This window comes from Peribacillus sp. FSL R5-0717, from assembly GCF_038002945.1.
Taxonomy (GTDB): domain Bacteria; phylum Bacillota; class Bacilli; order Bacillales; family DSM-1321; genus Peribacillus; species Peribacillus frigoritolerans.
This window is the reverse complement of the sequence record NZ_JBBOOF010000002.1, coordinates 40,233-59,225: the sequence shown is the minus strand read 5'-3', so window position 1 is coordinate 59,225 and position 18,993 is coordinate 40,233. Positions and strand designations below refer to the sequence as shown.

The following is an 18,993-nucleotide window of genomic DNA, read 5'->3' as shown; positions in this document are numbered from 1 at the left end:
CATGGAACAATTTGAGCCTGGAAAAACCATCTCTTTTCGCTTACCCTCTGATACCCCTTTACATGTCAGTGAGTATTTAATAAGCAGGAAAAAGGAATTAGGCAGGAAATTCAGTAGTGAAATAGCTCCAATCTTTGTTAAGGCTGTTTCGCAAAAAGCCTTGGGGAATACAGATAGCGATCAAATCACCATTAGTCTGCCCGAAGGTTTGACAGCTGAACAAAAGGAATGGATGAACCACCCTAATACAAAAGCATTGATTGGTCAACTTCTATATCAGGTAGTGACCAAGCCTACTAAAGCCTTTGAATTTAATCAGCCTCTAGAAAATAAGCAAGAAGAAAGAACCGCATTTAAAGCAAATGCAGCCATTCAAAAATTTGCACAAAAAACATTCTTAGATTTTGACGACGACGACTAACCCCATCCTTTGATGGGGTTTTTCCTGTTATAGACAAAATCAGTCAAAATCAGAGAAAGGACATTGCTTATTGAAAGTCAAATACATATAGAGCACAAACAACTTGTATTCTACAATTATTTGGTTACTCAAATGGCTAGAATGTTAACCCTCCCCCAAAGTTGCAGCAAACGAATCTCTTTATAAAGACCATTTGTATTCTGTAAGCTATATATAGTCTATAAATTTTACAGGATTTAAGCTACAGATGGTCAATTTAAAGGAATAATCTCCCTCTGCTCCAAAACTGGCTATAACTTCCTCCTTAAATAAAAAATAATAAATCAAAAATGGCCATCTTATAATTCTTTTTTATTTTGTTATTCGTTACTAGTCTTGTATAATATTATTAGTAATGTGGTCCATTTGTATTTTATGTTCCACATATAGGCTATAATTTAGAGGCTACATCTACTCCATATATTAGCTGAATCTAGATAGGTAGTTTTCAAGTTCCAAAACAATGTATCTTATCTAACTTAAGAAAAGAAACTTAGAGGGCACATATACTCTATAATCCATAAATGGTCTATAAACTATTGCTATATATAGCCTACATAAACCCGTATCCATAACTAGACCGTTTTTTTAAACCATATTCATTCTACTATTTAACTGTTACTTCAAATACAACAGTTATCACTGTAGACCATTTGTGTTTTGTATTCTACATATAGACCATAATACGAGGCAATATCTACACTATCTATTCCTTGTTGCTAACTTAAGAAAAGAAACTTAGAGGGCACATATACTCTATAATCCATAAATGGTCTATAAATCATCACCATATATAACCTACATGAATCCGGAACTACAGCTAGATAATTTTATTAACCTTTTTCTTTCTATTATTTAACTACTACTGCAAATATAACAGTTATTTATGTAGACCATTTGTGTCTTGTATTCTACATATAGACTATAATATAGAGGCTATATTTCATTAAAAAAATTCTAGGCAAGAGTTTTCAATAAACGGTCTTAATTAGAAAAAAGATATTGAGCACATATACTCTATAATCCATAAATAATCTACATAAAATGAGTATATAACTAGAGGCATCTTATTATTCTTTCTGTTACTACTGGTATAACCGAATATATGTAGCCCATTTGTGTTTGGTGTTCAACATATAGTCCATTATTTAGTGGATTTTAATAGCAAAGTAAGACAAATAAAACAATTGGGGGTTCAAAAATGTCTAAAGAAACCTTTTGGAAAATTAGTGATTTTGTAGAAACGTTAAAAACTCATCTGAACAATCAAAATATACATATCAATACTGTGGACGGTTGGTTTAAACGGTTAGAAAAAGAACGCCTCCATTATATAAATCGTACTCTAGAAACCAATGAAAAGGTGTACGATGAATTAGATTTAAAAATTGCAATGTTTATAAAGAAGAGAAGGGAAGAGAAGTGGGCCTTATCAGCGATTTCAAATGATCTCTCAAACTTTTTTGAGTTAAGACCATTCCCTGTAAAAAAAGAGAAACCTGCTCCATATGTAGACAATATGGAGACTTTGAAAAAACAGATAACAGATGAAGTAAAGATAACTTTTGAAGAAATGGCTACCGCAAAAGTCGAAGAGTTGAAAAGCCAATATGAACAGTTACTAAACGGCTTGCCCAAACCACCATCTATAGCAGAAAGAAAGAACCAAAGCTTTCAAGCGATGGTGATCCAGAGAAAGATTGAAAGTTCTCTGGAAGAGGAGGCGAACCAGGCATGGTCCAACTTGCCTGAGGATCAACGCCTTAAGAGGGTGGGTTTTTTTAGAAAAGACATCGATTTGGAGAAAAAGGACCAGTTTGTCCGTACTTATATCAATGACCGTTTTGTGGAACGGTTGAAAAAAGAAATGGAACTTGATAAGTAAATCATGAAAGCACATTTAATATTTTAGCACCTAATAACCCTGGATTAGCTTTTGGCCGAACCAGGGTTTTGTTAATTTCGTAGTGTAGTGTCCAATATTCTCGAGCGTGAATATAAGACAACAAAGCCAAATGAAAAATGCGTTACAGACGTGACGCAGTTTTACCTATACGGTTAGAAGGTGTATTTATCACCCATTTTTGAATTATGCCTCTATAAGGCAATACACAGATAAAATTACAAGTAAATTGTAGAATCTATAAATACATAGATAAATGACTTAATCTTAGTGAACTAACGGGTGCGTTAGCTGAAGATCGAAGCTGTCTTTAAGGCAGCTTTTTCTTTATGGAACTATCGGGGCAGGATAGTTGCAGAAGAAACAGCTAGAAAGGAAGGGTTTTACTGTTTTTACTGGAACATATAAAAGTATATTAAATAAAAGAGGTTGATTTGAATGACTAAGATTTTATTAACTTCTAATGGATTTTTTACAGATTTAATTAAGCAACAATTTTTGCAACTAATTGATGGAGATTTGAGTAATCTAAAAGCAACAATAATTACTACAGCTTCTCATAAAAAACAAAATAATAGATTCGCAATGAAAGCAAAAGAAGACCTTTTAGGATATGGATTTAAGAAGGTTGATTTTATTGATATAGAATTCGACAAACCAGAACTACTTAAGAAATATAATGTAATCTATATCAATGGAGGGAATCCGTTTAATTTGCTGTATCATATGAAAAAAAGTGGAGCTGACTTAATAATAAAGGACATAGCAAAACAAAACACTGTCATTGTAGGTGTAAGTGCTGGAGCAATTATTCTTGGACCAAACATTGAAGTGGTAAATTTTTTTACACCTCAGATAAATACAGTAGATATGCAGGATTTAACAGCACTAGGATTAACTAATAAAGCTATCTTTCCTCATTATGATAGGGAAGATTTGTTTCCAAATAACTCTGGCAGGTCAATAGAAGATAGGTTGAAAGTGTTCGAAAATATAAATAAATGTTCTGTTGTTAGACTCAAGGATGACGAATATGTACTTATACAATAAAAATGTCTTATTAAACCTACCAGGTGCTTTACTACAATGCCAGGAGCTGATCAGCAGCTCTTTTTCTTATGGAACTAACGGGGCAGTTTAGTTGAATAAGAACTTTTGGATAACTATAGTAAATATATTAAGAATAAGTATCCAAAATTAGGGAGGATTTCTTATGATATATGATAATCTAAATAAAACAATAACCACTAAAAGGCTAGTACTAAGACTGTTTCAAAAATCTGATGCAGTAGCTGTTACTAAACTTTGTAATAATTATAATATTTATAAAAATACATTGTACCTACCTTATCCATACTCTATAGAGGATGCTTTATCATGGATTGAGCATCATCTTGATAATTTTAATGCTAATAAATCATATGAATTTGCTATAACAGATAAGGAAAGTGGAGAATTATATGGAGCTATAGCGCTATCTAACAACCAAAAGTTTAATAATGGTGAAATAGCCTATTGGATTGGTGAAAAATTTTGGGGAAATGGATATGCTACAGAGGCAGCGCAAGCTATATTACATTTTGCATTTGAAGAAAAGCAATACCATAAAGTATTTGCTCGTTACTTTAATTCAAATCCAGCTTCAGGAAGAGTGATGCAAAAATTAGGATTGAAAAAAGAAGGGATATTAATTGACCATGTGAGGAAAGAAAATCGATTTGAAGATCTGGTGTATTATGGAATTATTAATTCAGTAGGATTATAGATTATACTGCTTATTGTAATAGGTTTCGTTTTTGGGTGGAGATATGCTGAATTATTCGCCAAATAGTGGACTGACAGTGAGTTAGTGGGTTCAACAAAAATATCTGGCTGAACTTATTTTACTAAAAGGTGCGTTAGCGAAGGTTCATAACTGTCTTTAAGGCAGCTCTTTCTTTATGGAACTAAAGGGGCAGCATTCCTGTATTAACTAAAAAGTTTGTGAAGAAATCTACTTAAACTAACGGGTGCGTTAGCTTAAGATCGGAGCTGCCTTTAATGTGGCTTTTTTTATGCAGGGTTAAATGCAGGGTGACAAAAATGAAACAAAATATATGGGAGAAAGAATATAAAAATGTTGATAGTCTATGGGGATTCAATCCTAATAGTATCTTATCTCAATATGTTGAAATGCTTCCTGAAAACGGAGAGGTTTTAGATATAGGTATTGGAGAAGGCAGAAATGCCCTTTTTTTTGCTAAACAGGGATTTGCTGTTGAGGGTATTGATATTTCGGAAACAGCAGTAGAACGATGTTTGGAACTTTCAAAAGAGCACACCAAGATTTCATTTTTACCAGATGTTATCATAATGGACCTCCATGATGCGATGTGTTGGCTGCCTGTGATACTCCCCCTTAGCTTTCCTAGCTCTGGATGCACTTTTTTACAATTTATCAAATGAGAACAAGGCAGTTGATAGGCCTTTATTAGAGCTGGAACAGTTACTTGAAGAGATTGATTCAAATCGTAACAGATTATATGTAGAATATGATCCTACACAAACTATTAGTGCTCTATATCACAATGGGGAATTGTATTTAACCACTGCCTACGTTAAAGAGAGTTTAGGGGTAAATGCAAAACAAATTCGATCTGCCTGGTTGAAGAGAAATGTTACAGTCACTTTTAAAAACAAGGACTTGGATGTCGAATACACAACTATTAATAAAAGAGGTAGGGCTCATAAAGGAATTTTAATCAATAAGATATTATCAAAAAATTGGGATTTGATTTCAGCACAGAAAAGTTTTGAAATAAAAGAAGGGTTACATGAGGATACATAATTTGTATTCTTTTGTAACTCTTTAAACGTTGATAGATTTGTATTTATAAGGATATAAATACTAGAATACAGAAGTTACAAGTGATATTCCTTACATGTATAGATTTTTTTAGTATTGGTGCTTCTAACTATATTATAGTACCATGTCTTTTTTTTTCTTGTATTTTTGTAATTTTAGTTAAAACATAACAAATATAGAGTTTACATCAATGTTTTAAATGGAATCAAAGTAGTGAATTGCAGTCTGTTATTATGTAACTGCAAGTAATTTGCATTCCCATAATAAGGAGTTTTTCACATGACGATCAATCCGAATATAGTTGTTTTAGAAAATGCACGGAAAATGATTACAAGAAAAAATAAGAATTTGGTAGAAGATTATAAGTACACAAGAACATGGGCTTATAATTTAACAATACAACGATGGTAAACGCAATATCCATACTTATTGAAAAACCAAAAAAAGCTAGGAAATTGATAAGAAGTATCTTCACCACATATTATAAACCGATAAATTTTCTTATATTAACAATTAATTGAATAAATGGTAATATAGAGTCATTATTCTACTAATTAAATAATTAATTAATTTTAAAGGAGATAAATTAAAATGATTTACATCTTTTCTTTATTTATAATCTATATTACTAGTGGTTGTTTAAGTAAGTTATCTAAAATTCTTAGACAGCCTGCAGTTATAGGGAGTATGCTTGGTGGCTTACTTCTTGGATCACCGTTATGTAGTCTTATTCCTTATTTTCATCCCATTTTGTTTAGTTCAGGTTTCAAAGATTTTATTGAAATTATTAGTAACGTAGGGCTAAGTATATATATGTTTCTTATTGGGTATGAATTTAATTTAAAGGAAGTAAATAAACCAATGTTTTATAAATCAGGTATTATTGCGATTAATGGAATGCTAATTCCGTTAGCAAGTGGTTTTCTTATTGCATATCTAGTTTATAATTACATACCTGTAAAAACAGATGTTCACCTTTTTGCTTTGTATTTGGGAATAGCTATTTCACTAACTGCTTTTCCTTTATTGGCAATGTTTATTAAAGAACATCAACTAACTGATACACTTATTGGAAGAATTGCACTTTTGTCTGCAAGTATTGATGATGCTCTAGCGTGGTGTCTACTTACAATTCTTATTCAATTCATTAGTATGAAAGATATGGGAATTTCTTCGGGGATGATTTCAATTTTAGTAAATATCTCATTTGTATTCAGTTGTTTAATTGTATTACGTCTTACATTAAAATTAATATTCACAAAATTTCAATATAAGTCAGCTTATTTCTTATCTATTGTCTTAGTTCTGATATTTTTTTTAATTGGGCAGTCTTTAAATATACATCTTCTCTTTCTTGGTTTTGTTCTTGGGTTGTCTGTTCCCAGGGTCCTCATTAGTGAAGGTGTACTTTCAAAAACATTTTACTATCTCAATATGATTGTCTTACCTTTATTCTTTGCTAACATAGGTTTAAAAACAAATTTATCTATAATATTTCAAGGAAAATACTTATTACCATTATTAATCATTTTTCTTGTTGCTACGATATCTAAATACGGTGGATGCATGATAACTATGAGGTGTTTAGGTTTTAATTGGAGACAAGCATCTGCTATAGGAGCTTTATTAAATGCACGCGGAACAATGGGCCTAATTGTTGCAGATATGGGGTTAAAATACAGCATTGTTACGATGGAAATCTATTCAATAATAGTCATTATTTCTATAATTACATCTATTATGGCTATCCCTTTGTTTAACCTATCTTTTTCCCACTCACTGAAGAAAATAGGATTATCACGGGGGATGTTGTGAAAAATAAGTAAAGTTATAGACTTTAAATATTTGGCTCTGTTAAATAATTCTGTTGATATTCGAACGAAACGAACGTTTGCTCTGATGTAGGAAAAGGGTTGGTGTTACCGAATAGCATTAAAGGAGTTTATTAAAGAGAGTGAAAAACTTAGTCCCGCAGACCAATATTGTTTAAAAGAGTTTTTCGTGAAATCTCTTACTTCTTATTCCGCAAGTGAACCTGTATTCAATAAGGGGTTCTAGTGCAAAAAGTTTAACACACTTGCAAGTAATCTCTTAAACTTGGACATACTATTACTATCAATCTAAAAAGGGACGTGATTAGTATGGAAAAGCAGAATTTATTTAAGTGGAAATGATGGGGAACGAGGCTTATCTATTGCTCACACAACGATTATGTGTTGGGTTATCAATATGGACCAGAATTAGATAAGCGAGTGCGTCGCTATCTTAAGTAAACCAATGATTCTTAGCGAGTCGATGAGACATATGTAAAAGTAAAAGACCAATGGATATATCTTTATCGTGCCATTGATTCAAAAGGACATACAATTGATTTTTATTTAAGTAAAACAAGAGATCATCGGGCTGCAAGGCGTTTCTTCAAGAAAGCTTTGCGGTCTATTCATGTTTCAATACCCCATGTCATAACGGTTCATAAAAATCCATACCCTATAGCCATTAAAGAGTTAAAGGATGAGAAAAAGATGCCCGCAGGCATCCAAATAAGGCAGGTTAAATATCTTAATAACATCGTGGAACAATATCGCCATTTTTATTAAGAAACGTGTTCGTACCATGCTAGGATTCAAGTCCTTTCGAATGGCTAAAATTATCGTCTCCGAGATCGAAGTGGTGCACATGATTAAAAAGAAGCAGACTTACCAAAGGGTGAAGTCTGTCCAAAATAAAAAGAATTCATCCATTAATTCTTTGGGTTAGCATTAAAATCTAGTAATTTAAAGGAGGCTGCGACTGCCATTCGGATATTGCTGTTCGCCTCGGGAAGTATTCCGTCAAGATTGGAATGAAAACAATGGAGCGTCAGCGTTATCGCTGTAAAGATTGCCGTAAGACTTTCAGCGATGTCAGCAACACACCAATATATCTGACTCACCTTACTCATAAATGGTTGGATTTTGTTTAGTGTATGATTGAGGGCTATTCTTTACGCAAGGCATCAGAGATGATTAAAGTCCACTTCGTAACCTGTTTTATTGAAGACAAAAATTATTATAAGTCTTAAAACAAATAGATTTCGAACAGCTTACAGATATTGTTGTAAGGGACGAGACCTATTTCCTATACTCGGAAAAGGGCAAACGTAAAATAAATGGCCGTAAACCTCGCCAACGTGGTGGTGCTTCCAAAGATTGAGAAATTAGTAAGGGACAGGTTTGTGTCTCTATTGAAAGAGACCGCCAAAAGTCACTTATTCAAAGATTATTGGTCAAGAGCGTATTATTAAATCCCGTTAGGTAAAGCAATTGGTTCTAAATTATCGGTTTCTAATGTGCTTTGCATCGATGCGTGGAGAGCATTTAAGACCTATGCCATTTCAAATCAGATGTTAAAGAACGAGTAAGAGGTCTTTATCATATTTAGAATGTAAATAACCATCACAGTCGTCTCAAAGGCTGGATAGACGATTTTAATGGCGTGGCAACGAAATACCTAGACTGTTATTTGAGTTGGTTTCAATTCTTAGATGTGATTAAACACCGCAATGATAATACTACGTAAGCAAAATATTTGTTGAGAGTTGTTTATTCTCAAAAAATGACACTTACGATAAGCCTATACTATCCAATTAATAGGTGTTATAAGAATTATTTACTTGTTGGAATAATGGGGGGCAGGGTAGCATTCCTTTAGAGCGTTAAATATTAACCTTGATAAAAAAAAGAACCCCTCAGTTGAAGTGAACCCAAAAAGTTAGACACTTTATTTACTTAGGCAGCCTTGAGGGCATGAACCCGGTAATCTACCGGGCTCATGCCTTTTAATTTTACCTTGATTCGTTGATGATTGTAGTAATGGATATATTCTTCTAGTTCTTGATTGAAATGCTCCATGGTTTCAAATTCTTGAAGATAGAGTAATTCGGTTTTTAATAAGCCAAAGAAGTTTTCAATGACCGCATTATCGAGACAATTTCCTTTGCGGGACATGCTTTGTGTAATGTTATGTTTTTTCAAAGTATTGTTTCATTTGATAATGCCAGCCTTGATCTGAATGGAGAATGGGTGAATCTTTCGATTCCAAGCGATTAAAGGCTTTATCTAGCATTTTGGAAACGAGCGGATAAACAGGCCGAGATACGATATTATAGGCGATGATTTCTTCATTAAACAGGTCAAGAATGGCCGATAAGTATAGTTTCTCCCCAACTAGATGGAATTCCGTGACGTTTGTCACCCATTTTTCATTGGACTTTGCCGCCTTGAAATCACGTGCTAGAATGTTGGGCACAATCTTACCGATGTTCCCTTTGTACGAACGGTATTTCTTCATGCGAACCAATGACTTCAATCCTAGTTCATTCATCAATCGGAGAACTGTTTTATGATTGATGCGAGCACCTCGGTTACGTAATTCTAGGGTGATACGCCGATACCCATAACGCCCTTTATGCGTATGGAAAATCTCTTTGATAAGGGATTTAATTTCTGTGTATTTATCCTCACGCCCGAAGGCGTTTACCCAATAATAGTACGTACTCCGTGCCATTTTAGAAATGGATAGAAGCAGATTAAAATCAAATTGTTTCCTTAGTTCATGAACTACTTTCGCTTTTTCTTTCTTTGTAAGGCTTCCTTTTCTTGAACTAAGGCATTCAACTTTTTTAGATAGGCATTCTCTGCACGTAAGTATTCTAATTTGGCAAGAAGTGCTTCTTGAGAGCCATTAGCTAGCGATTTTTTCTTAGTTTCTTTTTTCATGGATAGACGCCTCTTTTTCTTTGGTTTAAGAGCGTCTATACCTCCTTCCTTAAACTGATTTGCCCAATTCAAAAGTGTAGAGCGGTCTCGTTGATCGACGCCCCATATTCGTTCATATATTTAAGTACCTCTAGTTTAAAGGGCAGAGTGTAATTTGTATAAGATGAAACAAGTCCTTCCATCCCATGTTTTAGATAGCGAGCGACCCATCTTTTCAGAGGGGATAAACCTACATTTCTTTCTTGAGCAATGGATTTATAGGATTTTTCCCCTTTTAAGTACTCTAAAACTGCATTTGATTTTTCGTCTATCGTATAATTAGTCAAAAAAAACTGCACCTCCAATTGTTAGAGGGTGTCTAACAATTGGGGTGCAGTTCAAGTATGACAAGAGTACACACAAACACAACACTAATCTTAAGGAGGAAGCTCTTCTATGAAGAATAAAATGCAACAAAAACAAAATCACCTCATTAAACGAATTTGATTTAGCTAAACGTTTTATCGGATCTCACCAAGCACATGATGCTTACAAGCTACATTTAGAACAACTACTAGAAGAGTATGACCTAGCTACAAAGCAACTCGAAAGAGTGGAACAAGAAGTCACTAACGTGCTTTAACAAATTCCTTTCGCAAAAAAACTGCTGGCTATTAAAGGGATCAGTGAAATCTCTTTAGCTGGAATTTTAGGGGAATCTGGAGATTTAAGTGGATTCGCCCACGTTAATTCTCTACTTCGTCATGCAGGGTTACATCTTTCCTAAGCGAGCTTAAATTTTACGCTTGTAACATATTTACATTTACAAAGATGTAAATTAGAAATATTTTTAAATTTTGCTTCTTGTAAAAGAAATATATGAAGCTGGTAAAGTTAATAACAAAATTAATCCCCAGATAATCAGTGTATTCATGTAATTTTCTCCAACTACATGAAATAAGATAATATCTTGAGTTGCTTCATATACGTAGTAAGGGGGTATAAGAATATTTAAGTTTCTAGCTAGTTCTGGCAATGTGGCAACACTGCTAAACCCACCTGAAACAAAGAAAAATGCAAATGACAGTATAATTGAAATTGGCAAAGTAATTCTGTTTGTCTTCACTAGCAACCCTAGGAAAATGCCAACAACTGAGCTTGAAATAATCACCATAATTATGAGGGAGATAAGCTCAACTGTATGGTTCTGTATACGTAAATCAAACATAAAGATATTAATTAAGAGTAAGATAAAGAATATTACCAGAGAAAGTAAACTAGCTGAGATTGATTTAGATATAATAAAATTCCATTTTGAAGTAGGGGATAAAAGGATTTCTTTTATTGTTTTTTCTTCCCACTCTTGAACTACAATAGATGATCCAAATACTACTCCCCCGAACATGAGAGAAAATATTAGTACACCTATTGCTATATATGTTTTACGGGGTACATCATGCTGAAATGTTGTATAGAATTTTGGAGAAACTAAATTATTTTTAATTTCTGTGTTCGTATATTTTTCCTGAAAGTTTCTTAAAACATGTTCAAGTCTTAGTCTTGTATTTTTTGACATATCTGTATTTATATTGTACTGATATGTGTTTATGGTAGGTGAATTACCTTGGGCAAACTTCTGATCAAAATCTCTAGGTATAGTAATTACCATGGTAAGTCTTCCTTTATGAGCTAGCTCATTAGCCTTATTCTTATTCATTGTAATAATAGAAAAGTAAGGTGAGATATTAGATTTAGAAGTCTTTATTTCATCTACCAATTCTTGTGAGTATTGTCCTTTTGACTCAACAACTAAGCCTATGGGCCACTTATCCCCATCTCCACTAAATAATATTACAGAAATAAATAATAAGATTAAGGGGGCCATACAAGCTGCAGTAAAGGTTACAGGGTCACGCCTAGTAAGCTTGAGATCTTTTCTTATTAGCCCTAATATTACATTTAATTTAATCATTTTTATCACTCCTTTAATAAACTTTTGGTCTTGGTGCTTGTTTAAGACCTTTACTTAGATACAAAGAAGCTAAAGATATTATTATTAAACTTGAACCAAGTACAATTATCAGATAGAGAAAAAAATTATCTAAAAATTCAGTGTTCATGATAAGGTGCCCAGCTTTGAACGCATAATAGGGTGGTAAGATTTTAGAAAAGTAATATACATATTGAGAAACTCCCCCCCAAGCCAAACCATCTAAGGGACTAAATCCACCTCCTATAATTAAAGAAACAACTGCGATAATTATATTAATCTGAATAGTTGGCAATATCCTTTTAGTGAGAGAGCCAATTAGGACACCTATACCCACACCTAAAAAGGCAGTAATCAACACTAATAATAGTATTAATAATAAGTTGCCTGTCGGTTTGAATCCTTGAACTAAGTAAATTATTAGATAAATAATTCCTCCACTAATAAAAGTGGGGACTAGTCCAGAAAGCATTTTACCAATTACGAGGTGAATTTTAGATACAGGAGATAAGAGTAATTCTTTAACAGTATCTTCTTCCCACTCTCTAGCAATAAGAACTCCTGTATTTACCATACCTCCATAGAGAAAGGCGAACACTAACAGGCTAGATGCCATATAAGTTAACATAGGTATATCCTTTGGTACCCATGATTTTTCCTTAACAGATATTTGGTTATTAAAATCAAGTTTGTTGTGGTTATAATAATTAATAATTTCATCTAATCTTAATTGGAAATTTTTAGTATAATCACTGTTTATATTATGAGTTTTCATAATAACTTTTGAATTCTTATCAAAATTCTCTGGTATTATTACCATCGACATTACTTCTCGGTTACTAAACAAACTCATAGACTCTTTGGTATTTGTAGAGACTATCTCCCAATAAGAGGCTTCTAAATCTCTTTTGTTATCAATTTTCTCACTAAATAATGCAATAAATTCTCTTGAATTAGCGTTTTGTGCATCGTCCACAATCGCTATAGGAACTGTTGCGCTTCCAGAAGTGATGATAGTAAAGAAAATATAAAACATTATTGGTAAAATAATAGATATACCTATATAAAAAGGTTCACGCAGCATTAGTCTAGTATCTTTTTTAATTATTGACCATATTACTCTCATCAGTCTCTCAACTTCCTTCCAGTGAAATGTAAAAAGACGTCATTTAAGCTAGGTTCTCTCATAGATATCTTTAAAATCTTGAGATTATTTTCGTTTATAACTGAAAAGATATTAGGAATAATATCCTCTTTTTTTTCATTAAAAAGAGTCAAAATATATTGCGGATTTTTATTTTCAACTTTCTTAACGGATTTAAATTGTTTGAAATACTCAGTCAAAGGATGTTGATGAGAAGATACTTCTAGTTCAATTATTCCTTCACCAACTTTATTTTTTAGTTGAGATGGAGTGTCCATCTCAACTAATTTACCGTGATCTATTATAGCAAGACGATCACACAGATATTCAGCTTCTTCCATAACATTAGTTGTTAAAAGTATTGTTTTTCCTTGCATCTTTAACTCTAATATTTGATTCCAAATAGCGTTTCTAGCTTGCACATCTACACCTAATGTCGGCTCATCCATGATGATGATTTTTGGATCCGTAAGCATTGCTCTAGCAAGTAAAAGCCTTCTTTTCATGCCTCCAGAATAATTTCCAGCTCTATCGTGTCGACGATCATAAAGTTGAACAATATCTAGAACTTCTTTTATTCTTTGTTCTTTAGCTTTATTTGAGACATTATAATAATCAGCATGAAATGCTAGGTTTTCATACCCTGTTAACTTCATATAAATAGCTGTTTCCTGAGGAACCATTCCAATAAGTTCCCTTGCTTTATTTGTATTTATGACACTATCAATACCATAGATATATGTGTTACCTTCAGTAGGTTGAGATAGTCCTGTTATACTATTAATTAATGTTGTTTTCCCTGATCCATTAGGACCTAACAAACCAAATATTTCACCTGCATTTATATCTAAGTTGATAGTATCAAGTGCTTTAAAATCACCAAATTTTTTTGTGATTCCTGCACATTCAATAGCTTTTCTTAACATAAATATGCTCCTTTCAATCCGAAGAGTTAATTAATTGTTCAATTAATTTTATTTCAAAAAAATTAATTTAGAACCTTACTAAGTTGTTGAATTGTATTTTGAATATATCTTTCCTCATCAATAATCACTTTATCAGCTTCTAGATAAAGTAAATGATGCATAAATGCTGCTGTAAGTGTATTTCTAACTGCTACTTCGACGTAATGAAAATCAATTTTGTATTTATTTGAGATGAAATAGCTTAGTCCTTCAGTTGCTTCTTTTATAAGGTTAATCAAACGTTTTCTAATTTGGGGATTCCTTTGAGCTTCACCTAAAAACATAGAAATAAAATAAGGCTTTTCTTTTAAAAAGGCAAAAACAGTTGTTAAGATATTTTGTAAAAATTCATCAATCGTAAGATCTTCAGTGGAAAATTTTATAATGTTATAAAGCTTGTGGTTTAATGTATGCTCTTCTATAATTCCCCAAAGCAAATCCTCCTTATTATCGAAGTAGTGATAAATCAAACCACTAGTAACACCAGCCTCTTGGGCTATATCTTTAATAGTACTACCAGAAAAACCCTTTCTTGAAAAGACTCGTAGCCCAGCCTCTATAAGCAAATCTTTTTTCTCTGTATGCTTAATTTTGTTCATTATGGTCCCTCCTAATTATTAATTGATTATTCAATTAATAATATAAAAAAAATCCCTTAAAGTCAATTTTTTCTAGTTTTTACAAAAACGCTTACATTAGAACTAAATGTCCAAAATATTTTTAGTAATATATCCCTACAACCATCTTTGTACATTCTACCAATAAACATAAAATGGTAAATAGGTAATATATATACATATTTTTCAAAAAAATGTTGAAATGTGTACTTTTTTGTTTATTATTGGTTACGTAGGAAAAATTAATCAATTAATTAATTTAATTTGCTTTTAAATCAGAAAACAAAGATGTGTGTCAAATTAATTAATGAAAGGTGAGCAATCATGGAACATTTAATATTAAATGCGATAAGTGGCCACGAAGATAGCAAACAAAAATTAATAGAAAGATTTAATCCATTAATCATTAATTATGCAAAAACTATGAATCATATGGAGTTAGAAGATGCCATCCAAGAGCTAAATATAGTTTTTTTACAAGCATTAGATAAGTTTGAAATTAGACGCTAGGGAAGGAGAGAGCTATTTATGTTAGATACTTGTACTGAGAGACAATTTGTAAAATATGTCATTATGAATTTAACAGGAAAAAAATCCCGTCTACAAAAATATTATTCCTATAAAGACTACTATGAACAAAAAACTTTGAATGACTGTAGGCATCAAGAAAGCAATGAAGAAAATATTCACAGTATTGCTGAAATAAATAACCTAAACTTTGAAGATTATATTGTTCTCAAAATCACTATGGAACAAATTATGAAAGATCTTAAACCTTTAGAATATCAAATCATCAAAAAAATATACTGGGAAGGTAAAAAGATTAAAGAGGTTTCTCAGGAAATGGATATAGCCAGAAGTAGTATTTTTCGTATAAAAAAACAAGCTTATAAAAAAATCAAAATTTTTTTTAAAGATTATGAGACCTTTAAATTAAGAAATGTCTTTTAATTATATGTACATAAAACCTTAGGAGGATGAAAAATGATTAAAAGAAGCATTCGAAATATTCAATCCGATATAGTGCGTGAGCCAGGAGCTAAACAAACAACTTTAAAGCGTTTAATTGACACTCCAGACGGAGCAGATCGCTTTGTAATGACATTATTCCATATTGAAGCTCAAGGATCCACCCCTCCGCATTACCATGATTGGGAACATGAAATTGTTGTATTAGAAGGTTCTTGTCAATTGGAATTACCAAAGGAGGAAAAAATTGTAACAATCGAGAAGGGTGATGTTGTATTTATTCCGAGAAATGAACCCCATGGATTTACCACAAATGAAGGACAAGAGTGCAAATTCATTGTAGCAGCTCCAACTGAGCGTCCACCTATTCATAACTATTTTTTAAGTGAACAACCTTATGAATACACATCTAATAAATAGGAGGAAGAATATTGAATAATACATTAGAAAAAGAGAAACTTAATCCTACTGAAATTCACAAGCTTATTACTGGATTTATATCATCCAAAGCTATATTTATGGGAATAGATTTTGGGTTATTCACATTATTGGATAATAATGCTCGAAGTATCGAGGCGATTGCTCATGATTTAAAATTACAACTTCGGCCAACTAGGATTCTTGTCCAATCATGTAAAGGTATTGGTTTACTACAAGAGAACGATGGATTAATTCAAAATACCCCTCTTGCCTCAGCATTTTTAGTTGAGGGAAAGCAAGGATACATGGGAAATTTAGCAAAACATCAAGAATCACACTACAACAATTTTGTTAAGTTAAATGATGCTTTAAAAAATAACTCTTCTATTACAGGAAGAGTTAAAAAAGATGGATATGCAAATGAGGGGGCAGGGGCTAATGAAGAACGTCAAGGAACACGTACTTTTATTAAAGCTATGCATGCCAGCTCAGTGGTTCAGGCTAAATCATTAGTAAATAATAGTAGTATAAAAGGGAGTCATCTTCTTGATATAGGGTGTGGATCAGCAGCATATTCCATTGAATATGCTAAGCAAAATCCTCATATAAAAATTACTGCAATTGATTATGAAGCTACTTGCGAAGTAGCTAAGGAATTTGTTAGAGAACAAGGACTTCAAAGTCAAATTGACTTCATTGAGGGTAATATTTTTAATATTAACTTACCAGAAGAGGTAGATACTGTTTTACTTTCTCATGTTCTAGATGGATATGGGCAAGATAAAGCATTCGAGATATTGAAAAAAATTCACGGATTATTGCCTAAGGGTGGAAAGTTAATTATGCATGCTCACCTTCCCGAAAGAGCAGAAACTACTTTTCCATATCTATTTAATTTAATTCTGTTAGCTAACACAGAAGAAGGAGAAGTTCATGGTGAACAAACGATCTTAAACTGGATAGAGCAACTTGGATTTGAAGATATCAAATTAAAAAAAGTATCACCTATCTCCTCAGTAATTGAAATGTATAAAAAGGGGGAAGAATTATGTTAGAAGAAAAACTAGAATTTAATTTAGTTATACTGAATGATTTTGGTCTTCCTCATATTGTTATACAGGCAGATGAGGAGACTAGAAGTCAAGAGATGGAGGTAGGATCAGCAAATGTCTGAAATTTATGATGTAATTGTTATTGGAGGAGGACCTGCCGGTTCTAGTATTTCAACACTGTTGTCTAATTGGGGGAGAAAAGTACTGTTACTTGAAAAAGAAAAGTTTCCTCGTGAACATATAGGAGAATCTCTTCTACCTGCCAATTGGAAAGTTTTTGATAAATTAGGAGTAAGTGAAAGAATAAGAAGTACATCTTTTGTTCCAAAGCCGGGAGGTACTTTTATTTGGGGAAAAGATAGAAATCCTTGGACAGTATACTTTGGTGAGGTAAATGGTTTACCCGCTGCACGACAGGTAAAAAGAGATATCTTTGATAAAATTTTATTAGATAATGCAAAGGAAAAAGGTGTAAAGGTTAAGGAACAATCAATAGTTAAGGAAGTTATTTTCGAGGACAATCGGGCCACCGGTGTTGTCTATGAAAATGGTAAACAAACTTGCGAAGCCAAAGCTAAATATGTGGTAGATGCAAGTGGTCAAGATAAACTCTTAGGAAAAAAACTTAAAAGCGTGGAATATAACCCAGATTTTAAAAATATTGCGGTATGGTCATATTGGGAAAACGGTAAACAACTAGAAGGACATGATAAAGGAAATGTAATTTATATTACCTTTGAACATGGATGGTTCTGGTATATACCTTTGGATTTCGATAATAATCTAATTAGTGTTGGGGCTATTGTAAGACCTGAAGGACGTAAGGAATTAAAAGAAAAAGGCTTTGAGAAATTTTATTTAGATGCTATAAAGTCATCTGACCAATTACCTCAACTACTAAAAGATGCCAAACAAGTAGCAGATGTTAAAGTTATTAAAGACTATTCTTATCGTAATAAACAATTGTTTGGTGAAGGTTGGCTTATGGTAGGAGATGCTGCATGTTTCGTAGATCCTATTCTTTCATCAGGTGTAATGTTAGCTACTTCTAATGGGATGATGGGAGCTTATGCTTTAAATATGATATTGGATGACCCTAATATAGAAAAAGACATCCTTAAACGATATGAAGATATGTATATACGTAACTATAATACATTTACTGAATTATGTAACAATATGTATGACACCCAAAAGAAGTCAAAGGAAGATTATTTTTCAGGTGCGCGAAACTTAGTACAGCCCAAACTTGCTCATGAAAAAGTGGATGAAACAGGAGATCGACAAGCTTTTATTAGTCTGATTTCTGGTCTTAATCAAAAAGATACTGAAAAAGTAATTAATAACTTTTTGGAAAAACGCAAAAAGATAGGCGATAATCGTACTACATTCAATGAAGAGACAATGTTTATGGTCTTTGATCATATAAACCAAAACTTAAGAAATCAAAAAAGTAAAAATGAGATAATTAATTCTGAAACACTAATTGAGCTGAATAGCAAGGTTGAAATTAAAAATGAATATTTTGTTCCTGTAGTGCCAAATGCAAATAAAATGAATCAACAACGAGTACTAAAAAATCAATTTGGAGACATCATTCAAATTTCTCCTTTGTTAGAACTTTTAGTAGATTCACTAAGAGTTGATAAACTAAATGTAAGCGAATTAAAGATGATACTATCAGAAAAACTTCAGAATGAAATAAAAGAAAAAGAATTAATTAAGTGGTTAAAACTTTGTCATAATTATGGATTAATCGAACTAAATAATCAAGTACTAGGTGTAACAAATGTCTGATATTATTGATTTAAGTTTACCTATTGATGATAAAGTTCCAGATCCAACTTTCATAAAAAAAAAGAGGTTAAACATAGTGAAGGCGGAGATCTAGT

General features: G+C 32.5%; 17 protein-coding genes and 5 pseudogenes. 17 read left to right on the top strand and 5 right to left on the bottom strand.

What is annotated here, in order from left to right; all coding sequences use genetic code 11:
- Position 1 precedes the first annotated feature (1 nt).
- From NYE65_RS26135 to NYE65_RS26090, 10 genes and pseudogenes are all read left to right on the top strand, one after another.
- Positions 2 to 421, top strand: a complete 420-nt coding sequence (locus NYE65_RS26135; RefSeq protein ID WP_328176470.1) for a hypothetical protein — start codon at positions 2 to 4, stop codon at positions 419 to 421.
- Positions 422 to 1,661: 1,240 nt separating this feature from the next.
- Positions 1,662 to 2,345 (top strand): MerR family transcriptional regulator, encoded by a 684-nt coding sequence (locus NYE65_RS26130; protein WP_328176471.1) that lies wholly within the window; start codon positions 1,662 to 1,664, stop codon positions 2,343 to 2,345.
- A gap of 456 nt (positions 2,346 to 2,801) precedes the next feature.
- Positions 2,802 to 3,413 (top strand): Type 1 glutamine amidotransferase-like domain-containing protein, encoded by a 612-nt coding sequence (locus NYE65_RS26125; RefSeq protein WP_328176472.1) that lies wholly within the window; start codon positions 2,802 to 2,804, stop codon positions 3,411 to 3,413.
- Positions 3,414 to 3,576: 163 nt separating this feature from the next.
- Positions 3,577 to 4,128, top strand: coding sequence for a GNAT family N-acetyltransferase (locus tag NYE65_RS26120; protein WP_328176404.1), 552 nt, complete (start codon positions 3,577 to 3,579; stop codon positions 4,126 to 4,128).
- Between the two features lie 317 nt (positions 4,129 to 4,445).
- Positions 4,446 to 4,808, top strand: coding sequence for a class I SAM-dependent methyltransferase (locus NYE65_RS26115; protein ID WP_328176504.1), 363 nt, complete (start codon positions 4,446 to 4,448; stop codon positions 4,806 to 4,808).
- A gap of 130 nt (positions 4,809 to 4,938) precedes the next feature.
- The gene (locus NYE65_RS26110) at positions 4,939 to 5,190 is read left to right on the top strand and encodes a hypothetical protein (RefSeq protein ID WP_328176505.1); all 252 of its coding nucleotides are present in this window, start codon (positions 4,939 to 4,941) and stop codon (positions 5,188 to 5,190) included.
- A 609-nt stretch (positions 5,191 to 5,799) separates the two neighbouring features.
- Positions 5,800 to 7,023, top strand: a complete 1,224-nt coding sequence (locus NYE65_RS26105) for a cation:proton antiporter domain-containing protein (RefSeq protein WP_328176506.1) — start codon at positions 5,800 to 5,802, stop codon at positions 7,021 to 7,023.
- A gap of 111 nt (positions 7,024 to 7,134) precedes the next feature.
- Positions 7,135 to 7,257, top strand: a pseudogene (locus NYE65_RS26100) (IS1595 family transposase); the annotation flags it as partial.
- Positions 7,258 to 7,350: 93 nt separating this feature from the next.
- Positions 7,351 to 7,965, top strand: a pseudogene (locus NYE65_RS26095) (IS6 family transposase); the annotation flags it as partial.
- A 34-nt stretch (positions 7,966 to 7,999) separates the two neighbouring features.
- A pseudogene (locus NYE65_RS26090) lies at positions 8,000 to 8,837 on the top strand (IS1595 family transposase); the annotation flags it as partial.
- 138 nt (positions 8,838 to 8,975) lie between these two features.
- Here the strand turns inward: NYE65_RS26090 and NYE65_RS26085 are convergent.
- Positions 8,976 to 10,291 (bottom strand): annotated as a pseudogene (locus tag NYE65_RS26085) (IS3 family transposase).
- A gap of 161 nt (positions 10,292 to 10,452) precedes the next feature.
- Between NYE65_RS26085 and NYE65_RS26080 the strand changes: the two are divergent.
- A pseudogene (locus NYE65_RS26080) lies at positions 10,453 to 10,728 on the top strand (IS110 family transposase); the annotation flags it as partial.
- Between the two features lie 66 nt (positions 10,729 to 10,794).
- On the opposite strand, the gene NYE65_RS26075 reads toward NYE65_RS26080, so the two are convergent.
- The 4 genes from NYE65_RS26075 to NYE65_RS26060 all read right to left on the bottom strand — a co-directional run bounded on the left by NYE65_RS26075 (position 10,795) and on the right by NYE65_RS26060 (position 14,642).
- Positions 10,795 to 11,916, bottom strand: a complete 1,122-nt coding sequence (locus NYE65_RS26075) for an ABC transporter permease (RefSeq protein ID WP_328176507.1) — start codon at positions 11,914 to 11,916, stop codon at positions 10,795 to 10,797.
- A 13-nt stretch (positions 11,917 to 11,929) separates the two neighbouring features.
- Positions 11,930 to 13,060, bottom strand: coding sequence for an ABC transporter permease (locus NYE65_RS26070; RefSeq protein WP_328176508.1), 1,131 nt, complete (start codon positions 13,058 to 13,060; stop codon positions 11,930 to 11,932).
- On the bottom strand, positions 13,060 to 14,004 hold the full coding sequence (locus tag NYE65_RS26065; protein WP_328176510.1) for an ABC transporter ATP-binding protein: 945 nt from the start codon (positions 14,002 to 14,004) through the stop codon (positions 13,060 to 13,062). The genes NYE65_RS26070 and NYE65_RS26065 overlap by 1 nt, the downstream gene beginning before the upstream one ends.
- A gap of 62 nt (positions 14,005 to 14,066) precedes the next feature.
- Positions 14,067 to 14,642 (bottom strand): TetR/AcrR family transcriptional regulator, encoded by a 576-nt coding sequence (locus NYE65_RS26060; protein WP_252210167.1) that lies wholly within the window; start codon positions 14,640 to 14,642, stop codon positions 14,067 to 14,069.
- Between the two features lie 342 nt (positions 14,643 to 14,984).
- Between NYE65_RS26060 and NYE65_RS26055 the strand changes: the two genes are divergently transcribed.
- From NYE65_RS26055 to NYE65_RS26030, 6 genes are read left to right on the top strand one after another with little or no spacing between them, the layout of a single operon-like run.
- Positions 14,985 to 15,170: a helix-turn-helix domain-containing protein gene (locus NYE65_RS26055; protein ID WP_252210168.1), complete on the top strand. Its 186-nt coding sequence runs from the start codon at positions 14,985 to 14,987 to the stop codon at positions 15,168 to 15,170.
- A gap of 18 nt (positions 15,171 to 15,188) precedes the next feature.
- Entirely contained in the window at positions 15,189 to 15,611 is a 423-nt protein-coding gene (locus NYE65_RS26050) for a sigma factor-like helix-turn-helix DNA-binding protein (protein WP_328176513.1), read from the top strand.
- A 33-nt stretch (positions 15,612 to 15,644) separates the two neighbouring features.
- On the top strand, positions 15,645 to 16,049 hold the full coding sequence (locus NYE65_RS26045) for a cupin domain-containing protein (RefSeq protein WP_252210170.1): 405 nt from the start codon (positions 15,645 to 15,647) through the stop codon (positions 16,047 to 16,049).
- 11 nt (positions 16,050 to 16,060) lie between these two features.
- Positions 16,061 to 17,104, top strand: coding sequence for a methyltransferase (locus NYE65_RS26040; protein WP_328176514.1), 1,044 nt, complete (start codon positions 16,061 to 16,063; stop codon positions 17,102 to 17,104).
- Positions 17,098 to 17,223 carry a hypothetical protein gene (locus tag NYE65_RS26035; RefSeq protein ID WP_328176515.1) on the top strand — a complete coding sequence of 42 codons (126 nt, stop codon included), beginning with the start codon at positions 17,098 to 17,100 and terminating at the stop codon, positions 17,221 to 17,223. Before NYE65_RS26040 ends, NYE65_RS26035 begins: the two co-directional genes overlap by 7 nt.
- Positions 17,216 to 18,898: an NAD(P)/FAD-dependent oxidoreductase gene (locus NYE65_RS26030; RefSeq protein WP_328176517.1), complete on the top strand. Its 1,683-nt coding sequence runs from the start codon at positions 17,216 to 17,218 to the stop codon at positions 18,896 to 18,898. The genes NYE65_RS26035 and NYE65_RS26030 overlap by 8 nt, the downstream gene beginning before the upstream one ends.
- The last annotated feature ends 95 nt before the right edge of the window (positions 18,899 to 18,993 follow it).

What these genes read in the sequence shown, in the direction of transcription:
- NYE65_RS26075 (WP_328176507.1), bottom strand. Translation starts at nt 11,916, where the DNA reads ATGATTAAATTAAATGTAATATTAGGGCTAATAAGAAAAGATCTCAAG.
- NYE65_RS26045 (WP_252210170.1), top strand. Translation starts at nt 15,645, where the DNA reads ATGATTAAAAGAAGCATTCGAAATATTCAATCCGATATAGTGCGTGAG.
- NYE65_RS26065 (WP_328176510.1), bottom strand. Translation starts at nt 14,004, where the DNA reads ATGTTAAGAAAAGCTATTGAATGTGCAGGAATCACAAAAAAATTTGGT.
- NYE65_RS26135 (WP_328176470.1), top strand. Translation starts at nt 2, where the DNA reads ATGGAACAATTTGAGCCTGGAAAAACCATCTCTTTTCGCTTACCCTCT.
- NYE65_RS26050 (WP_328176513.1), top strand. Translation starts at nt 15,189, where the DNA reads ATGTTAGATACTTGTACTGAGAGACAATTTGTAAAATATGTCATTATG.
- NYE65_RS26125 (WP_328176472.1), top strand. Translation starts at nt 2,802, where the DNA reads ATGACTAAGATTTTATTAACTTCTAATGGATTTTTTACAGATTTAATT.
- NYE65_RS26130 (WP_328176471.1), top strand. Translation starts at nt 1,662, where the DNA reads ATGTCTAAAGAAACCTTTTGGAAAATTAGTGATTTTGTAGAAACGTTA.
- NYE65_RS26030 (WP_328176517.1), top strand. Translation starts at nt 17,216, where the DNA reads ATGTCTGAAATTTATGATGTAATTGTTATTGGAGGAGGACCTGCCGGT.
- NYE65_RS26115 (WP_328176504.1), top strand. Translation starts at nt 4,446, where the DNA reads ATGAAACAAAATATATGGGAGAAAGAATATAAAAATGTTGATAGTCTA.
- NYE65_RS26070 (WP_328176508.1), bottom strand. Translation starts at nt 13,060, where the DNA reads ATGAGAGTAATATGGTCAATAATTAAAAAAGATACTAGACTAATGCTG.
- NYE65_RS26120 (WP_328176404.1), top strand. Translation starts at nt 3,577, where the DNA reads ATGATATATGATAATCTAAATAAAACAATAACCACTAAAAGGCTAGTA.
- NYE65_RS26105 (WP_328176506.1), top strand. Translation starts at nt 5,800, where the DNA reads ATGATTTACATCTTTTCTTTATTTATAATCTATATTACTAGTGGTTGT.
- NYE65_RS26060 (WP_252210167.1), bottom strand. Translation starts at nt 14,642, where the DNA reads ATGAACAAAATTAAGCATACAGAGAAAAAAGATTTGCTTATAGAGGCT.
- NYE65_RS26035 (WP_328176515.1), top strand. Translation starts at nt 17,098, where the DNA reads ATGTTAGAAGAAAAACTAGAATTTAATTTAGTTATACTGAATGATTTT.
- NYE65_RS26055 (WP_252210168.1), top strand. Translation starts at nt 14,985, where the DNA reads ATGGAACATTTAATATTAAATGCGATAAGTGGCCACGAAGATAGCAAA.